22 protein-coding genes are annotated in these 16,063 nt (G+C 49.8%); 16 read left to right on the top strand and 6 right to left on the bottom strand.

Going from position 1 to position 16,063, the window contains the following annotated elements; all coding sequences use genetic code 11:
* Positions 1 to 64: 64 nt before the first annotated feature.
* Positions 65 to 1,249: a M23 family metallopeptidase gene (locus tag QQZ12_RS04955; RefSeq protein ID WP_181352748.1), complete on the top strand. Its 1,185-nt coding sequence runs from the start codon at positions 65 to 67 to the stop codon at positions 1,247 to 1,249.
* Positions 1,250 to 1,375: 126 nt separating this feature from the next.
* A complete protein-coding gene (locus QQZ12_RS04950; protein WP_102992899.1) occupies positions 1,376 to 1,909 on the top strand; it encodes a phosphatase PAP2 family protein in 534 nt (177 codons plus the stop codon).
* A 151-nt stretch (positions 1,910 to 2,060) separates the two neighbouring features.
* On the opposite strand, the gene QQZ12_RS04945 is transcribed toward QQZ12_RS04950, so the two are convergent.
* Positions 2,061 to 2,228, bottom strand: coding sequence for a hypothetical protein (locus tag QQZ12_RS04945; RefSeq protein ID WP_154987435.1), 168 nt, complete (start codon positions 2,226 to 2,228; stop codon positions 2,061 to 2,063).
* A gap of 331 nt (positions 2,229 to 2,559) precedes the next feature.
* Between QQZ12_RS04945 and QQZ12_RS04940 the strand changes: the two genes are divergently transcribed.
* Complete coding sequence (locus QQZ12_RS04940; RefSeq protein WP_106341396.1) at positions 2,560 to 3,882, top strand: helix-turn-helix domain-containing protein; 1,323 nt, start codon at positions 2,560 to 2,562, stop codon at positions 3,880 to 3,882.
* Positions 3,883 to 3,961: 79 nt separating this feature from the next.
* On the opposite strand, the gene QQZ12_RS04935 is transcribed toward QQZ12_RS04940, so the two are convergent.
* Positions 3,962 to 4,378, bottom strand: a complete 417-nt coding sequence (locus tag QQZ12_RS04935; RefSeq protein WP_102992896.1) for a DUF1885 family protein — start codon at positions 4,376 to 4,378, stop codon at positions 3,962 to 3,964.
* 313 nt (positions 4,379 to 4,691) lie between these two features.
* On the opposite strand from QQZ12_RS04935, the gene QQZ12_RS04930 reads away from it, so the two are divergent.
* From QQZ12_RS04930 to QQZ12_RS04920, 3 genes are all read left to right on the top strand, one after another.
* Entirely contained in the window at positions 4,692 to 5,132 is a 441-nt protein-coding gene (locus QQZ12_RS04930; protein WP_102992895.1) for a GAF domain-containing protein, read from the top strand.
* A 140-nt stretch (positions 5,133 to 5,272) separates the two neighbouring features.
* On the top strand, positions 5,273 to 5,575 hold the full coding sequence (locus QQZ12_RS04925; protein ID WP_022736556.1) for a DUF3055 domain-containing protein: 303 nt from the start codon (positions 5,273 to 5,275) through the stop codon (positions 5,573 to 5,575).
* Between the two features lie 168 nt (positions 5,576 to 5,743).
* Entirely contained in the window at positions 5,744 to 5,875 is a 132-nt protein-coding gene (locus tag QQZ12_RS04920) for a GapA-binding peptide SR1P (protein WP_022736555.1), read from the top strand.
* 160 nt (positions 5,876 to 6,035) lie between these two features.
* On the opposite strand, the gene QQZ12_RS04915 is transcribed toward QQZ12_RS04920, so the two are convergent.
* Positions 6,036 to 7,493 carry an aminotransferase class I/II-fold pyridoxal phosphate-dependent enzyme gene (locus QQZ12_RS04915; protein WP_102992894.1) on the bottom strand — a complete coding sequence of 486 codons (1,458 nt, stop codon included), beginning with the start codon at positions 7,491 to 7,493 and terminating at the stop codon, positions 6,036 to 6,038.
* A 558-nt stretch (positions 7,494 to 8,051) separates the two neighbouring features.
* Positions 8,052 to 8,678 (bottom strand): YktB family protein, encoded by a 627-nt coding sequence (locus QQZ12_RS04910; protein ID WP_181352747.1) that lies wholly within the window; start codon positions 8,676 to 8,678, stop codon positions 8,052 to 8,054.
* 320 nt (positions 8,679 to 8,998) lie between these two features.
* On the opposite strand from QQZ12_RS04910, the gene QQZ12_RS04905 reads away from it, so the two are divergent.
* From QQZ12_RS04905 to QQZ12_RS04880, 6 genes are all read left to right on the top strand, one after another.
* On the top strand, positions 8,999 to 9,190 hold the full coding sequence (locus QQZ12_RS04905) for a hypothetical protein (protein WP_102992891.1): 192 nt from the start codon (positions 8,999 to 9,001) through the stop codon (positions 9,188 to 9,190).
* Positions 9,191 to 9,322: 132 nt separating this feature from the next.
* The gene (locus QQZ12_RS04900; RefSeq protein WP_102992890.1) at positions 9,323 to 10,813 is read left to right on the top strand and encodes a leucyl aminopeptidase; all 1,491 of its coding nucleotides are present in this window, start codon (positions 9,323 to 9,325) and stop codon (positions 10,811 to 10,813) included.
* Positions 10,814 to 10,907: 94 nt separating this feature from the next.
* Positions 10,908 to 11,222 (top strand): iron-sulfur cluster biosynthesis family protein, encoded by a 315-nt coding sequence (locus QQZ12_RS04895; RefSeq protein ID WP_102992889.1) that lies wholly within the window; start codon positions 10,908 to 10,910, stop codon positions 11,220 to 11,222.
* Positions 11,223 to 11,339: 117 nt separating this feature from the next.
* On the top strand, positions 11,340 to 12,176 hold the full coding sequence (locus tag QQZ12_RS04890) for a deoxyribonuclease IV (protein ID WP_102992888.1): 837 nt from the start codon (positions 11,340 to 11,342) through the stop codon (positions 12,174 to 12,176).
* A 15-nt stretch (positions 12,177 to 12,191) separates the two neighbouring features.
* Positions 12,192 to 12,464 carry a YlaH-like family protein gene (locus QQZ12_RS04885; RefSeq protein ID WP_022736490.1) on the top strand — a complete coding sequence of 91 codons (273 nt, stop codon included), beginning with the start codon at positions 12,192 to 12,194 and terminating at the stop codon, positions 12,462 to 12,464.
* A gap of 123 nt (positions 12,465 to 12,587) precedes the next feature.
* Complete coding sequence (locus QQZ12_RS04880; RefSeq protein WP_102992887.1) at positions 12,588 to 12,872, top strand: hypothetical protein; 285 nt, start codon at positions 12,588 to 12,590, stop codon at positions 12,870 to 12,872.
* Here QQZ12_RS04880 and QQZ12_RS17065 read toward each other — a convergent pair.
* A complete protein-coding gene (locus QQZ12_RS17065; protein WP_223248117.1) occupies positions 12,854 to 13,060 on the bottom strand; it encodes a DUF2197 domain-containing protein in 207 nt (68 codons plus the stop codon). The two genes, QQZ12_RS04880 and QQZ12_RS17065, sit on opposite strands and share 19 nt — an antisense overlap.
* Positions 13,061 to 13,105: 45 nt before the next feature.
* Here QQZ12_RS17065 and QQZ12_RS17060 point away from each other — a divergent pair, with 45 nt between their 5' ends.
* Positions 13,106 to 13,237, top strand: a complete 132-nt coding sequence (locus tag QQZ12_RS17060; RefSeq protein ID WP_281257219.1) for a hypothetical protein — start codon at positions 13,106 to 13,108, stop codon at positions 13,235 to 13,237.
* 128 nt (positions 13,238 to 13,365) lie between these two features.
* Here QQZ12_RS17060 and QQZ12_RS04870 read toward each other — a convergent pair whose 3' ends face one another.
* A complete protein-coding gene (locus QQZ12_RS04870) occupies positions 13,366 to 13,953 on the bottom strand; it encodes a YhcN/YlaJ family sporulation lipoprotein (RefSeq protein WP_102992886.1) in 588 nt (195 codons plus the stop codon).
* 132 nt (positions 13,954 to 14,085) lie between these two features.
* Between QQZ12_RS04870 and QQZ12_RS04865 the strand changes: the two genes are divergently transcribed.
* Genes QQZ12_RS04865 through QQZ12_RS04855 form a run of 3 tightly spaced genes read left to right on the top strand, consistent with a single transcriptional unit; the run spans position 14,086 to position 16,051 of the window.
* Complete coding sequence (locus tag QQZ12_RS04865) at positions 14,086 to 14,727, top strand: MBL fold metallo-hydrolase (RefSeq protein WP_102992885.1); 642 nt, start codon at positions 14,086 to 14,088, stop codon at positions 14,725 to 14,727.
* A gap of 14 nt (positions 14,728 to 14,741) precedes the next feature.
* Positions 14,742 to 15,326: a TlpA family protein disulfide reductase gene (locus tag QQZ12_RS04860; RefSeq protein WP_102992884.1), complete on the top strand. Its 585-nt coding sequence runs from the start codon at positions 14,742 to 14,744 to the stop codon at positions 15,324 to 15,326.
* 14 nt (positions 15,327 to 15,340) lie between these two features.
* On the top strand, positions 15,341 to 16,051 hold the full coding sequence (locus QQZ12_RS04855; protein WP_022736484.1) for a cytochrome c biogenesis CcdA family protein: 711 nt from the start codon (positions 15,341 to 15,343) through the stop codon (positions 16,049 to 16,051).
* The last annotated feature ends 12 nt before the right edge of the window (positions 16,052 to 16,063 follow it).

Below are 16,063 nucleotides of genomic sequence, written 5' to 3'. Positions count from 1 at the left end.
AGATGTTGAAATAGCTTTTTTGTTCCTGACTGATGAGAAAAACGGCATGATCAAGGAGATGACCATGAACAAGGCATCTTTATTCATAACGATGGTAAGCTTGTTCGGACTGATTGTCTTTATGCCTCCAAGCAATAAAGCGTGGTTGCAAATGATGGAGGAATGGGTCAAAGCTGATTTGACGTCAACGGAATCCCCACTCTCGTCTGGGGAAAGACCCAAACCGATTGCGAAGCCCAAGACGCCTCCTGTCACGGCTAAACCTGATCCCAAGCCCGACGATGAGCAACCGAACCCTGGCAAACAGCAGGGCGTCGCTTTGACGGTGATCCACAAAAACGGGTCCGCCTACATCAAACTGGCTGAGGTCAAACGGCACCTGCCGATCAAGGGACGGGTTGATTTGCGGTCGGGCAAGATGACGCTCACCTACCGCGAGGCCCGGCTTGAGTTGGTTCGCAACATTGCGGTCATGAATCTGAACGGCATTTACGCGCCACTCAAGGAGCCGCCGCTCATCGAGGAGTCGGAGGTTTTCATTCCCGTGTCTATCCTGCAAGAGGTGTTCGGGCAATCACTCAATATCGAAGGTGGCAAGACGATATGGATTGCGGATGAGGATGCTGTACCGGCGTTCGCCCAGCAACCGGACTTGCCAAACTTCTCTGTCAAGGGCATGATCCGATATCTGTCTTTTGTCGAAAAGCCGCTTAAGGGCGCGCATGTCAGCACCAGAGCTTCCCATTTGCCTGGCGCTCCCCGGACATATCGCAATGGGGTGCATGAAGGGCTTGATTGGTATAGTTATGGCACCGGTACTCGGATCGACCGCAACACGCCCGTTTATTCCATCGCTGATGGAGTGGTTGTGCGGGCAGATCATGATTATCGGGAAATGACGACGCCGGAGAGGGAAGCGTTGTTGGCGAAAGGGGCCGAAAATGATGGACAAACCCCTGAGGACATTCTTGACCGCATGCGGGGCCGCTCGGTTTGGATTCAACATGACAAAGGGTTGATGGCTCGCTATGTGCATTTAGATCGGATTGATCCCCACGTGCGGGTAGGGCAAAAAATCAAAGCTGGTGACATCATCGGTTATGTGGGGAATTCCGGAACGAGTGACGGAGCGAAGGGCAACGACGAGGGATTGCATTTGCACTTAGATCTGTTTCTCTATGGTGAATGGTTCTGGAAACAATATAGTTTAAAAGAGCGCAGGATGATTTTGGAAGGTGTTTTCAATTGATAAACATAGACATGGGTGTTGATCTTCCGGCAAAGATTAACACCCCATTTACCTTCTCTTCAACTAATTTGATTACCATGGCAATGTATGGGAATTTTACGCTGAAGCGGGCGGAGGTGAGGCGGTTTGAAAGGGATTGCTTCGTGGGTGACCCGATATGACCATTCATTGATTCAACTGGTCAATTGTCATTGGAAATGCCGTTGGTTGGATTGGTTGATGCCGCGGATTACTCATCTGGGTGGCCCCACAGCTACGATCGGTTTTCTGCTTGTGTGGTATCTGTTTATGCCCGAAGAGTTTAAAACATGGGCGGTTGAAGGTGTGATCGCCCTCGCGGGTAGCCATTTGATCGTGCGCGTGCTGAAGATGTTGATGCCTCGAATCCGTCCTTATCTGCGGTTGGAGCATTTGCATACGTTCCCCAACCCGCTGACGGACTATTCTTTCCCGTCGGGGCATACGACGGCGGCGTTCTCCGTCGCGATAACGTTTATCCTGCATTCGACGGCATTCATGGCTATCTTACTGCCGTATGCCATCATTGTCGGATTTTCTCGCATGTACCTGGCTTTGCATTACCCCACAGATGTGTTGATTGGAACTTGCTTGGGTAGTGCGTTTGCTGCGGGTTCAGTTTACTTGTTTCAAGTGATATGAACCCCCTTCAGCCCCTTTCCTGGACAAGCTGCCTAGGAAAGGGGCTGAATCCTTAGCATTGACACTTACCATACACCGGTAATTATGCTACAATATAGAATAGACCAACTTTTCTTCATGCCCCTACCAGCCGAGTTGATGGGGCTTTTTTCTATCCAAATATGTCATAAACTTTCCCACTGATAAAAGTGATTGTTTCATCCATTTTGACCATGTGTCCATCGACAAAGTGGATGTGAATCTCCTCACCTGTGTCTGTGATCAACGTGATATGCAGTGGATTGCGATGGGTTGGTACAAACTGAAGCTGTGCTTCCACCTTTGCTTCTCCCGTTGGGGAGGGGGATTGTTCAATAGTGTGCAATTGCATATGATATTGTGGTTGTGTGGCAAGGTCAAACAGGAAGGGGTGTAGTTCTGAAGGTTTTCCGGAGATGAGCAATTTCAGCATCACTTCAATCCTTTCGTTTTATTTTACTGAAAATTTATTATTGTGATACGAAGAGTATACATCCTGGAAAAATTTATGTCAAACCGCCCTTCCATTTGAAACTCTAATAATCTTTCTATCAAATGGTTAGAATGCGGTAAAATTTCAATTAATTTGTTGGGGTTGCGATGCAATCCTTGATGAAGAGGTGAATGAGCGAATGGAGTATATTCATCCCAGCCAAATTGGTGAATTGTTGCGCAAACGGAGGAAAGAACTGGGTCTGAGGTTAGAGGATCTGGCCGATGACTTTATTTCCCCTTCCACGATCAGCAATATTGAGCGGGGCATCACCTATGTAAACGAGGAAAAGGTTCGGTACATCGCTGACAAACTGGGAGTGAACCTAGAGCAGATTCATGAATTGTGGGCAAAAGAAAAGCAGGAAGAAGAGCAAATGGAATTAAAGCTGGCAGCGGTGGAAAGTATTGTTGACTTGATGAATCCCGACAAAGGCTTGGAGAAATTGCGCAAATTGGCAGTGCCTAACAATCACTTGTCCACAGCCTATGTACATTTTTTGCGAGGGAAAATCTATTTGCAGAAGAAAAATTGGGTTAAATCACAAAATCATTTTCTAGAAGCGATTCGGATCGTCGACCAGAAGGGGGAGTGGCAGAAAAGCAACATAAAAGCGGCTAGTTATCATGAACTGGGGCGCATTGCGATGGAAGTGCATGATGCGGACCAAGCCTTGAAGTATGTAGAAGAAGGCATAGAGCATTTCCAAGAGGCGGGTGAGCGCAGCGATTATAAAAGCATGTTGTTAGCGGCGAAGGTGAAAGTGTTGGAAAAGCTGGATCGGATCGAGGAGGGACTGCGGCTGATTGAAGATTTGTGGCAACAGATCGATGAGATCAAAAATGTGGAAGTGGCGCTAAATTTGTCGCAGTCACGGGTTTCCATGCTGACCAAGCTCAAATTGTATGATGAAGCGGTTAGCCACGCTACCGCAGGGATCGAACTGGCCCGTATCAACAAAAAGCCAGAACATGCATCCGAGCTGTGGATGATGCTGGGCGGTATCCATTTGCGCAAGGGCCAATGGGATGAGGCGGAGGATTGTTTCCGCACGGCACTCTGCTTGCAAGAAAAAATTAAAGCGGATGAATTAAAAATAAAAACGCATACATATTTGGGGATGGTGTTGCTGGAACAAGGCAAAAGCGACGAAGCCAAACAAGTGTTGGAAGAGGCTGTGGCTATTTGTGAACGAAATCACCAAACCATGCCGCATCGGGAAACGTACATTGTTTTGGGGGACTGTCACGCTAAGCAAGGCGCTTACAGTGATGCGATTCAAGTGTATGAGAAAGTGTGGAAGATGGCGCGCAAAAAAGGGGACAAGCCACAAGAGCACAAGGTGATTCTCAAGTTGGCACGCTGTTACGAGCAACAGGACAAAGAGAAATTTGCCGAGTTTTTGCAAGAGTTGTACCGCGTGGAAAATGAGCTTGATCTGGAGTTGGATGTTCTGTATTGACAGTGAAGCTGATTCGGCAGGTCAACCGCTTTGAGCGCAAGTGAAATGAAGGCGCCCTGGGAGATTCCCAGGGTGCTTTTCATTTGCGCGGATTGTAATAAATGATGCGGCCGTTGAACAAGTGGAGTTCGCCTTTAAGCTGTTTGGCTATGTACTTGGAGAATTCGTTTCCTTTGGCGAGGTCGCCGTGCGTTGCTTGTTCCGGCAAAACCAATTGGACGTAGGGGATGCCGGAATCTTCTTCCTGGCTGACGCCAATCACTAAGCCGCGGTACAAGTGGGTTTCCGTTCCTTTCAGTACCAGATAGGGGACGCCGTCTTGTTCCTGTTCTTCGATGGTGTAAGGGAAGGCGGCCGCTTGATAATCCCAGTCCAGCTGTTGGCCGGTCAGCGAAGTCATATGTTGGTAGCGAACCAAGAGTTCCTTCACATCGGCCAGAGTAACGTCAGTTTGCGCAGAACCTTTCACCAGCTTGATGTATGCGCTTTTATTCAATGAAAACTCGCTCCTCATCCATGGCTAATGTTTTTTTACTTCCATCTTAGCACGGGGCGAAATGGTTGCGCAAATCAATCAAATCTCATTATTTGGACACTGATCGCATTGCGATGGTTTGAAGAGTGCTTTGCCGCAACATGTTTGAGGTTCGTTTTTTTCGGAAATAGGAAGGTAACGGAAAAATCGCGCGATTTTTGCAAGCTTCATGATGGATTCATCACGTTTTTAAAAAAATTGAAATATAATGACTTGTCCCGTGTATGCGGTCATGTTAAAATTCTTTCTATTCTACGGATTTGGAGGCTTTCTGATGCGTAAAGTGGATTTGCTCGACGAGTTACGCTCAGAGATCGGCGTCGTTTCAGATAAATGCGCGGATCAAGTGAACGATCTTTACCAATTTGTGTGTGAGTCATTGCAAAAAAAGATGCCCGGTTACCAATGGGTAAGCATATATTTGGTTCAGGATTATGCTTTTGTGTTACGTCACGATGAAGGGGAGCGACTTCTGCCACAGCGCATTCCTTTCGGGGAAGGGTTGATCAGTGTAGCTGCAGCTAGGGGGAGCATGGTTCGCGAACGATTGTCCGGAAGGGTCGAAGTGTATATGCCATTCTATCGAGGGCATCATTTGATCGGCGTGCTTGTTGTGATCGCCAGACGTGCTAATGTGATTGATGAAGAAGATGTTTCTCTGTTTATGGAGTTGGCGTCTCTTTTTGAAACGAAAGTAGAAAAATATAATTCATGAAAAAAAGGTTTCATTGATACGCGGGTGGGGAAATAGATAATAGCCCTGTCCCACGGGCTTCTGTGGAAAACTACTTGACCGAGGACATTGCTTGTTGCAATGTCTTTCCCATTCTTCAAAGAAAGTGAGGAGGAGATTAGATGAGTCTTTATGAACGACTGTATGACGAGTCCGAAAAAGCGAAAGTGCGCTTCGTCGGTTTCATTTCCGAGCACGGCCGATACGATTTCGGAATCGTGTACACCCACATGTTTTTTGGTAAACCGCTTGTTGTTTGCATGCAAACCGGACGCTCCTCTCTGCTTTCAATGGAGGATACTGAGAATTTGGAATATCTGCAGAAGATTTTCAATCTTCGTTCACGGGAAGAAGCGGAGGAGATTGCGTTGTTTTTCAGAAGCAACCTTCCCGCGATTACAATGGAAATAGAAGCGGAGCATTGACAGTGAGAGCAAGTCTTCGGATTTGCTCTTTTTTTTGTGCGCTTTTATTGGGAAATGGGCAAAATAAATCACCCTTTGACATAAATAGTATGTCATAATATAATATAAGTGACATCATAATAAGAGCGCTTACAAAAAGCTTGCAAATCAGTTCGGGAGGGAACTTCAATGGAAGCGATTGTGTGCCAAACATGTGAAGAAGTGATTACTTATGTGCCGGCAGAGAAGGTGGGCACGTTGTATGGCAAATGCCCGGGCTGCGAAAATACGGAAACAGCTGCCACCGCGAAAAGCGAATAAGTGAGCGAATGGTCAGCTGGATCATGGCGGCCAATTGGCGCTGTGAACGTCTGTCACGATTTGCTAACGGGAAGATTGATCAAATAAAAAGCCCGCCGTTGAAACAGCGGTGTGGTTCACATAAACGATGAAAGAAAGCCACCGTCAATTAGACGGTGGCTTATTTGATTACCCGAATCATGCGCATAGTGGGGTCTTCCGGCCCTTGGACGGGGAGCCCCGCTTGGAGATGTTCTTCGATATAGTAGATGTTTTCTTCGGTGATCTCTTCGCCTGGCGCCAAGATGGGAATGCCGGGAGGGTAGATCATGATGAACTCGGCAATCACCCGGCCGACTGCTTCCTTCAGCAAGATGGATTCTGTCTCACTGTAAAACGCTTCGCGCGGAGATAGCACCAATCTAGGAATCTCAGGAAGGCGAATCTCCACCGGAGAATGACATTTGTCTTGGTAAAAGCGATCAGCCATGTCCTTGAGCGCATTAAGGAGTTGATCAATGGTGTCTTGGGTGTCTCCAGGTGTGATCAAGCAGAGCAAGTTGTGCAAATCGCTGAGTTCTACTTCGATCTGGTAGTTTTCGCGCAGCCAGTTTTCTGCTTCATTCCCATTGATGGTCATGTTTTCCAAATGAATGAGAAGCTTGGTTTCATCCAAATCATAAAGCGCATCGCTTCCCAGCCATTCTCGGCCGACGCAGCGCAATCCGGCAATTTCATTGATTTGCCGTCGGGCATAATCGGCCAGGCGCAGGGTTTCTTCGATGATCGCTTCGCCGTTTACGGCCAAATAGCGGCGGGCGGCGTCCAGCGATGCCAACAGGATGTAGGACGTAGAAGTCGTAGTCAACATGCTGATAATGGATTGCACGCGCGCCGGGTTAACCAAACCCTCGCGCACATTTAACACAGAGCTTTGAGTGAGCGAGCCACCCAATTTGTGGACGCTGGTTGCGGCCATATCGGCCCCGGCATCCATTGCTGAGAGGGGCAAACGGTCATGGAAGTGGGTGAGTACCCCATGTGCTTCATCGACGAGCACGGGAATGCCGTGTCGGTGAACCAGATCGACAATCTCCTTGAGATTGCCAGCAACGCCGTAATACGTGGGATTAATGACCAACACTGCTTTGGCTTCCGGGTGGAGCGCCAACGCCTTTTCCACTTGGCTGGCAGTGATGCCGTGGGCGATACCCAAGGTTTTGTCCATTTCCGGATGCACAAAAATGGGCAATGCTCCCGCCAAGATGATCGCCGACAGGACGGATTTGTGCACATTGCGCGGCACGATGATTTTATCGCCGGGGCCGACGACGGACATGACCATAGTCATAATCGCTCCGCTGGTGCCTTGGATGGAGAAAAAGGTATGATCCGCGCCAAAGGCTTCTGCCGCCAGCTGTTGGGCTTCTTGAATAATGCCCTGGGGATGGTGCAGGTCATCGAGAGGGGCGATATTGATCAAGTCGATCGACAAGGCGTTCAACCCGATGAAATCGCGGTATTCGGGATCCATGCCCTGCCCTTTCTTATGGCCAGGGATGTGAAATTGGATCGGGTTGAGGTTTGCGTGTTCTCTCAATTTCGTAAATAAAGGAGTTTGGTATTGTTTATTGTTCATATGCGTTGCCTGCCTTTACCTTTATCGCTTTATCACATAAACCGCATGAACATACGGAAATTGTTGAGCATATGCACGACCGTTAGTATAACAAAAACGAAACGGCAACAAAAGAAAAATTTCATAAGTAAAATTAGACAGTTGGTTGAACGGGGAAAGGGAGGTGAAATACTGCAAAAAGCGCCTGTAAGATGGCGTTTTTAGACTGCGGAGAGTGCTTGGGGGCAAGGGAGTTGAAAGATGTAAGCGGATTTCGAAGGAGTTTCAATGTTAAATGCATGTGGGAAAGCGAAATGGGAAATGACGGGGCAATGGATGGGCTGGTTGACCGCCACTGGACCTTCTTGCGTAAACATATCGTTCTAACACGTGTCTGATAAAGGCAAGCGGCTTCAAAACCGTTTTTCTCATGCGCTTTACACGTGACGAGGCGCTCATCGAGAAAAGGGTTTTTCCACCGCTTCTTTTCGCCAACTTGATTTGCCAAACACGCCCTAGGCAGCGTTGTAACCAGGCTCGATCTGGTTGCACAAGTGTTTCTAAAAAGAGGTGGCTGGTTTATTCCATCGCCAAACGGTACAGCGGGTTTAGCGTTTCGCAAGTGGATTCGATCTGCTTGATCAAATCGTCACCTGACAATCGACAAGCTTCTTGCCGTGGAATGACGCGGCCGCACAAAAACTCCGCCTTTTTCACTTTTTCCAAGCGCTCGAGCATCTTGTGAGCCTGCTCGTCGGTCAAGTCCGCTTTGCGGATGACATCGGGCCGGGTGTGGTCTTGGGAGAAATAGTATGTATCGGGAATCAGGGCCCAGTAGCGGTCGAACTCTTCGCGCAACCGGCGGGCAAAGGGTTGCTTCCGGTCGCATTCGTAGATCAGGGCGAACCAGATGAAGAGATGATTGTCGCGAATGCCTAATTGAAAGTGGGGCAATCCCTTGTATCCACGCTTGCTCGTGGACCAGGCTACCCAGGTTTCGTCCGGCGGATTGACGGTGCGGCGGGCGTGTTTGGCGATATGCGTGCTGACGGGTTCGCCCAATTGCACAGTCAGAAAGGAGGAAAGATGTTGCCCGATGATATCAAACTTGGGTTGAATGTGTTGTTTGATCGCGTTCATGCGAGGTTCGAGTCCATCAATGTCAAAAATCTGAAAGTCTTGTTCAATAAAACCGGGTATCGTCATGATCATCACCATCCGTATCATCAAACTGAGTCCGGCGGCTCAAGGACGTTGCCGGGACCAAAGAAAAGCGGTTGCGGACTTATCTTACCACATTCACGAGATAGATAAAAATTTTAGAGAGTTAATTTCTAAAAATTTAAAAATATATTTGAGTGGTTCACCGTGCCCCTTGCTAGGATGATAGCGTAACATAATTGAGAAAGTTGATTCGTGTTCCCAGGTTTAATTCACCTTGGTTGGGGCAATGCTGTATCCAAGCTAACCTTTAAGGTCGGCGGTTGGGACCCAAGCCCAAGCATATAAAAGGGGTGTAGTGGACCATGGAAGAGGTAATCAGAGTCTATCGTTGCCAAGATGCGGAGGAGCGCATTCCGATTCTGCGAATGGAATTGGATGAGGAGTTGGAGAAGCTGTACGAAGCCCTTAAAAACAACAACTTTCACAGGATTGATCAAATTAAAGCTAGACTGGAAGAAATAAGAAAAGAGATGCTCATGTTGGAAGTTTTATAAAACAATTCCGTCTATTTTTGGAGAAAAGGAAATAAATTAGAATTTGTCGAAAGTGTAACATGTGAAATTCTAGATCGTGTGTTACACTTTTTATTTTTTTCTACTTATTCCAATTATTCAGGAGGCGTAATCATGGAGTGGAAATTGACGAGAGAGCCGTTGGCCTCTGTGGCGACGGACGCAATTATTGTATTTCATTCCAAAGAAAGAGAATCGACACAAGGCATGGCCCGTGAGATTGATGAGGCCCTCGGTTTTCGGATTTCCAGCCTGATCACGGCAGGGGAGATAACTGGCAAACTGGGGGAAGTCACCCAGTTGCACAATTGGGGTAAGATTCCGTCTGGGCGTGTGATTGTGGTCGGTTTGGGTGAAGGGGACCAAACTGATCTTCACCAGTTCAGACATGCGATTGCGGCGGCGAGCCGCGCGGCCAAGCAAAAGGGGTTAAAAAGCTTGGGTATTGGGTGTCCTTCTTCCATCATTGACCGCTATAACGCGGTTGATGCGGTACAAGCGATTGTAGAAGGCATCGAACTTGGGACGTATGAGCACCAGAAATACCAATCCGAAACGAAGAAGCGGGAACTGAAATCGGTGCTAATCAGTATTCCGCAACTGAATGAGCAAGCGGCTCAAGCAGGAATCGAACGGGGGCAGATTTTCGCCCGCGCCACCAATTTCGCTAGGTATTTGTCCCATGAACCGGCTAACTTATTAACACCCCAACAGTTTGTTGATCATGCCAAACAAGTCGCCGAAAAACGCGGATTGGACATGGAAGTGCTGGATGAATCGCGCTTGGCAGATTTGGGCATGCAAGCGCTATTGTCTGTGGCGCGTGGCAGTGAAGCTGGGGCGCGCATGATCGTGCTGTCTTATCGAGGGGCGCCTGAGAGCACCGAAGTGCTCGGACTGGTTGGCAAGGGTGTGACTTTTGATAGTGGCGGCCTCCAGTTGAAACCCTCACCGTTCATGTTGGACATGAAAGAAGATATGGCTGGCGCGGCGGCGGTGTTGGCGGCGATGGATGCGATTGGGGAATTGCGTCCTCACAGCAATGTGTTGGCGGTGATCCCCGTCTGCGAGAACATGGTCAACGGCCAAGCGTATCGCCCGGGCGATGTGATCCGGTCCTTCAGTGGCAAGACGATTGAAGTGGCTCACACTGATGCCGAAGGGCGGATTATTTTGGCCGATGCAATCTCTTATGCTAAACGGAAGGGAGCCACCCGCTTGGTCGATGTGGCTACACTGACCGGCGCCGTTGTGGTTGCCTTGGGGCATGAAGCGACAGGGATGATGAGTAACGATGAAGAATGGGCCGATGAAGTGAAGTCGGCAGCTCGCATTGCTGGCGAACGGATGTGGGAATTGCCGATGTACAAAGAGTATGGCATCTATGTTGAAAGTGAGATTGCCGATGTGAAAAATGAGGGGGGAAGCCCGGCGGGATGCATTCAAGGCGGCTTGTTTTTGCAGGCGTTTGCTGAAGAAACCCCTTGGGTGCACTTGGATATCGCCGGATCAGCCACAGCGCCGCGCGAATCAGGCATTTTTGCCAAAGGGGCAACGGGAGTGGCTGTGCGGACACTCATCCAGTTGGCGGTTCGTTTCGGTTAGGGCGAGGTTAATCGGAGTGATGGAGCGGATGCTCCTCCGCTCCGGTTTTTTTGTGTAAAATAGATGGGAATAAAAGAAAAGCGGGGCGGTTGAAATGCATATCGAGATATCCGCTGGGGCTCTCTCCCGGCTGTTGGAAGCCAAGCCGACAGAGGAAGCCGCATTGCGCGTTGCCGCGATCACCGAAGGGTGCGGTTGCGGTGCCGATGTCGTGTTTGAGATGAATTGGGATTATGTGAAGCCAGATGACTTGGTGGTGGCAGTGTCACCTGCCCTCCGCATGGTGTTGGACCGCGAGAGTGCCCAATTTTTCGGTGCTGATTTGGCGGTGGATTGGCATGACCGGAACCAAGCATATGTTTTGAAAAACAAAGAGCAGATCTTCAGCAACCGATTGCTGCTCTACTGAGGGGCCTGTTCAAAGCCAAAGTGGAAGAGTTGTTGCCCCCTACGGAAGATGTTACAATGGAGAAAGTGGAACGGCGCCCGAAACAGCGGCGCTTTTTGTCTTTCAGGAGGAATCGAGATGAAAATAGGTTGCCATATCAGTGTTGCCAAAGGATTCGCCAAAGCGGCATTAAAAGCTAAGTCGCTGGGCGCCGAATCGTTTCAAGTCTTTACGAAAAATCCGCGCGGTTTAAGGCCGAAAAAGCTGGACACCGTCGATGCGGAACGAGGAAAGAAATTTTGTGAAGAGCATGGGATCGTGCTGGTTGCGCACACCCCTTACATCACCAATTTGTCCACCCCCAAGGCGGATTTGCATGAAGTGACGATTCGTTCAATCAAAGAGGATTTGTCCATTGCAGAGGCATACGGTGCAGTCGGGGCGGTCGTTCATTGTGGCAAGCATGTGGGCGAAGGGGAAGAGTACGGACGCAAACGGATGGTTGAGACGCTCAACCTCATTCTGGCTGAATACGATGGAAGCACCAAATTGCTTTTGGAAAACACGGCGGGCCAAGGTAGCGAGCTGGGATTGACGATCCGTGAACTGGTGGAAATCCGTGAAGCGACGGATTACCCGGAAAAAATCGGTTTCTGCTTTGACACGTGCCATGCTTTCGCCGCCGGGATCTGGACGGAGGAATCATTTGCGTCGATGGTACAGGAAATGAAGGAGACCGGCTATCTTGAACAGCTAGTAGCCATTCACTTCAATGATAGCAAAGCGCCTTTTAACAGCCGCAAAGATCGCCACGAAAAAATTGGCAAAGGTGAAATCGGCGCGGCGGCTTTAGCTTTGTTTTTGCGTGATGAGGCGTTCGCTCACCTGCCGGTCATTCTGGAGACACCGGTCGACGATGAGTCGGAATACGCGGACGAAATTCAGTATTTGCATCGATTAAGACAAGAGGGCTGAGGAGGGAGAAGCGAGATGGATGCTGTGCAAACTTGGCTAAACAGCCTGTCGCCGTGGACGATCTATTTCATCATTGTGGTGTTGGCGGCCGTGGTGTATAAGGTGGCTTTCGCTATTCGTCTGCCGCTGTTGAAACAAGTCATCGTTTATGTGGTGCTGGCGGTGGGGTGTCTTTTGTTGACCTTGTTCCATTACATGGGCTTCCCCGTGATTCCCATTCTCTTTTTCACCGTTATCCTCATTGCTGTCACAAGGATCAGGCTCTATTTTGTGCGAAAACAAAATTAGTCAGGGGGTCGGCTAGAGCGATAGGTCAGTAAGAAAAGCGTTCTGGCCGCTCCCGATCCGCGGAAAAAGGGGCAACCGGACAAAGCCCCTTTGCGCCGCCAGGAATGGGAGAGGAGAATCAACATGCAATTGAAAGACGCATTGTTTAATTGGTTGCAGATCCAAGTGGTGTGGGACAAACGGCCCAGCGACCGTTCTGCCAAGGAAACGGTGCATTTTTTTGAAGAAATGTTGCGTGAGGATCATCAGGTGACGATTGTGGAAAAAAAGGCGGAGGGAGACAATTACCTCATCACCTATGAGCAAGCGGGCGAGCCGTCGCAAATTGCATTTCCGCGTGATCAGGCGGACAAATTGTTAAACGACATCATCAATGAACCGAAGTACAATCAATCTTTCGGGGATTGACTGGATAGAGGGTCAGCGGGGTGGCAAAGTGTGCTTCCCGTCTGGCCAGCAAGCCTTCGCTGCTCCACTTGCTGAGTAATGCGTTGGCGGCAGTCCGGGCAGATTTGAATGCGGTGCGGATGTTTCCTAATTTTTTTGGCGATCAGCTTCTCCGGTTGAAAAGGCTGATCACACAGGATGCAGATCACTTTCACGACGATTCAGTCCTTTCCGTGCAGATGGTTACAGCTAGGATGTGTCTGGCAAATCAAGTTGGTGGGGAAGAAGCGGCGGAAAAACCTTTTCTCGAGGAGCGCCTCGTCACGCGTGAAGCGAATGAGAAAATGGTTTTGGAGCCGCTGGCCTATACATCAGACACGCCCTAGTATACTACATGTCCGGGAGCTGAAGCCAACTTGGGTTGAAGCTTAAAAACGCAACAAACACAACTCCGCAAGGGAAGCCTGCGGAGTTGTGCCGTTTTGGGGTGTTTACAGGAACGGCAAGATTAAGGTCACTGACGGGCAGGGGCTCGCCGGGACTGATTGAGCCGTTCCTGATTGATTTTGTCCGGTTTCTGTTCGGACTTCTCCGTCTCCCGGGAAGGCAACGGAGCGATGCGGGCGGCGATTTCGGCCAGTTCTTCCATCAGTCCGGCGATGGGCCGGCCTCGCCGGATGTCATCGTTTAGCTCACGGATGCGTTGCACCAGGTCGGCGTCAGCGGTAACCAGCGCTTTCGCCCCTTGCGGATCTTCCCGCAACGCTTCCGCCACCGTATATTTGATGGTGCCTACACGTCCCCGGTCCAAAGTGGGTTCCAGATCGATTCCCACCAGCGTGTATCTACCAATGACGATGGCATTGGCTCCTTTCACATGGGGCACGCTCGTCGCGATGCGCACCAACCGGTCGGCCACCGCCTGAGGAGAACGGTCACGGCGGGGTTCAGGTGCTGTTTGTTTGACACGGCGCACCTCAGGAATCTGTTTGTGTGTACCAGGAGCGGATTGATTGGCCGGAGGCTTATTCTCTTGCTGGCAACCCGCCAAGATGGCGAGTGAAACGATGAGTGGGATGGTCAGTCTACATAAAAACCGCATGCGCCACCTCTTCCTTTCTACGCGTTTGTCCCATAGTCTAACCCGTTTGTGCCGCCGCCATGTACCAGCTTTGAACCGAAGCAAAGTTCGTGTAGAATGGGGGATGGAAGAGTGAGGTTAGGAGGCTTAAGCATGAAAATAGAGACCTTTGTCTTTGGTCCGGTGATGACCAATTGTTATTTGGTGCATGATGAAGAGAGCAGACGGGGATGGGTCGTCGATCCTGGTATGAACCCAGATGCGTTGCTCGCGCGTATCAGAGAGCTTGATATAAAGGTGGAAGCGATTTTGTTGACCCACGCCCATTTTGACCATATCGGTGGGGTTGAAGCGGTGCGCGAACGCTCAGGGGCACCCGTTTACGTGCACCGCGAGGAAGCGGACTGGCTGACGAACCCGGAGAAAAACGGTTCCCTTTTTTTTATGGGAGTGCCGATGAAGTGCCAGCCAGCGGAGCGAGTGCTGACGGGCGGAGAGTCGATCGAACTGGTCGGCCAAACGTTGAAAGTGTTGCACACGCCTGGTCATTCCCCTGGCAGTGTAACTTATGTCTGGGATGACGTGATATTTAGCGGGGATGTGCTGTTCCAACAATCGATCGGGCGAACCGATTTGCCCGGTGGGGATTATGAAACGCTGATGAAGTCTATCCACCAGCAATTGATGAATTTGCCCGAAGCAACCCGGGTGCTGTCTGGTCATGGGCCAGAAACGACGATTGGTCAGGAACAAATGACCAATCCTTTTGTCACGGGCGGCTTGACTAACAGGTAAAGGAGTCTAGGGGGATGAAAGGAAAAAACCTGATCATCTTTTGTGTCTTGCTCGTGTTAGTGGGCATAGCGGTGTGGACGGGGATCGAGGATCGGCAAGCACCGGCGAGCGGCGGCACGAAAACAGATGCAGCCATCCAGTGCAAAGGAGAAAGCAGGCCGGAAGAGGGGTACTGCGCGCCAAACTTCACTTTGCGTACGATCGATGGCAAAGAAATCGAGCTTTATCGCAACCAAGGAAAGCCCACCATCATCAACTTCTGGGCGACATGGTGCCCGCCGTGCAAAAAAGAAATGCCTTATTTCCAAAAGGCGTATGACCAATACAAAGACAAAGTGAACTTCATCATGGTCAATGAAACATCGCAAGAAAAAGATGAAACCAAGATCAAACCCTTCCTGGACAAACACGGGTACACGTTCCCGGTGGTGCTTGACCCGCTTGAAAACAAGCGGACGGTCGGATTCGACCAATACGGATTGTATGGCATTCCCGCGACTTATGTAGTGGGGGCCGACGGGAAAATCCAGTATCGCTTCATCGGGGGCATGGAGGAAGAGCAGATGGCCATGCTGATGCAAGAATTGTCTAGGTGGTAATGGGAGGAGAAATCATGGCAGGGTTAAGTGTTTGGCTGGCGTTTGGCGCGGGGATTTTGTCATTCATCTCGCCATGCTGCTTGCCGCTGTACCCTTCGTATTTGTCGTATATCACCGGGATTTCGGTGGCACAACTCAAAGAGCGGGAACGGTCCGCAGAGATAAAGAGAAACACGATGTTGCACACGCTTTTCTTCATTTTGGGTTTTTCCTTGCTTTTTTACGCGATCGGCTTCGCGGCCAGTTGGGTGGGTACGGCATTCAAAGCATATGACGATCTGATCCGGATGATTGCCGCGGTTTTGCTAATTGCGTTCGGGCTGTTTATGCTCGGCGTCTTCCAGCCGTCGTTTTTGATGCGCGAGTACAAATGGCAAGTGACCAAGAAAAACGTCAGTTATTTTAGCTCGTTCATCGTGGGGATCGGTTTTGCCGCCGGTTGGACACCCTGCGTCGGCCCGATCTTGGGGAGCATCATCACCATGACCACCCTCCGTCCGGAAATGGGCTTCACGTATTTGACTTCTTACATCTTGGGCTTCGCCATTCCGTTTTTTATCATGGCTTTTTTCATCGGCAAAACGCGCTGGATTTTGAAATACTCCAACCAAGTGATGAAAGTCGGGGGCGGCCTGATGGTTTTGTTTGGCGTGCTCTTGTACACCGATCAGATGTCGGTCATCGCGGCTTGGTTGACGCAAGTGACCGGATTTACCGGGTTTTAGCTGAAGTGGTGC

It is taken from the genome of Laceyella tengchongensis (assembly GCF_900182735.1).
In the GTDB taxonomy this organism is placed as follows: domain Bacteria; phylum Bacillota; class Bacilli; order Thermoactinomycetales; family Thermoactinomycetaceae; genus Laceyella; species Laceyella tengchongensis.
The sequence above is the reverse complement of the archived record's forward strand: the minus strand, read 5'-3'. Positions and strand labels throughout refer to the sequence as shown.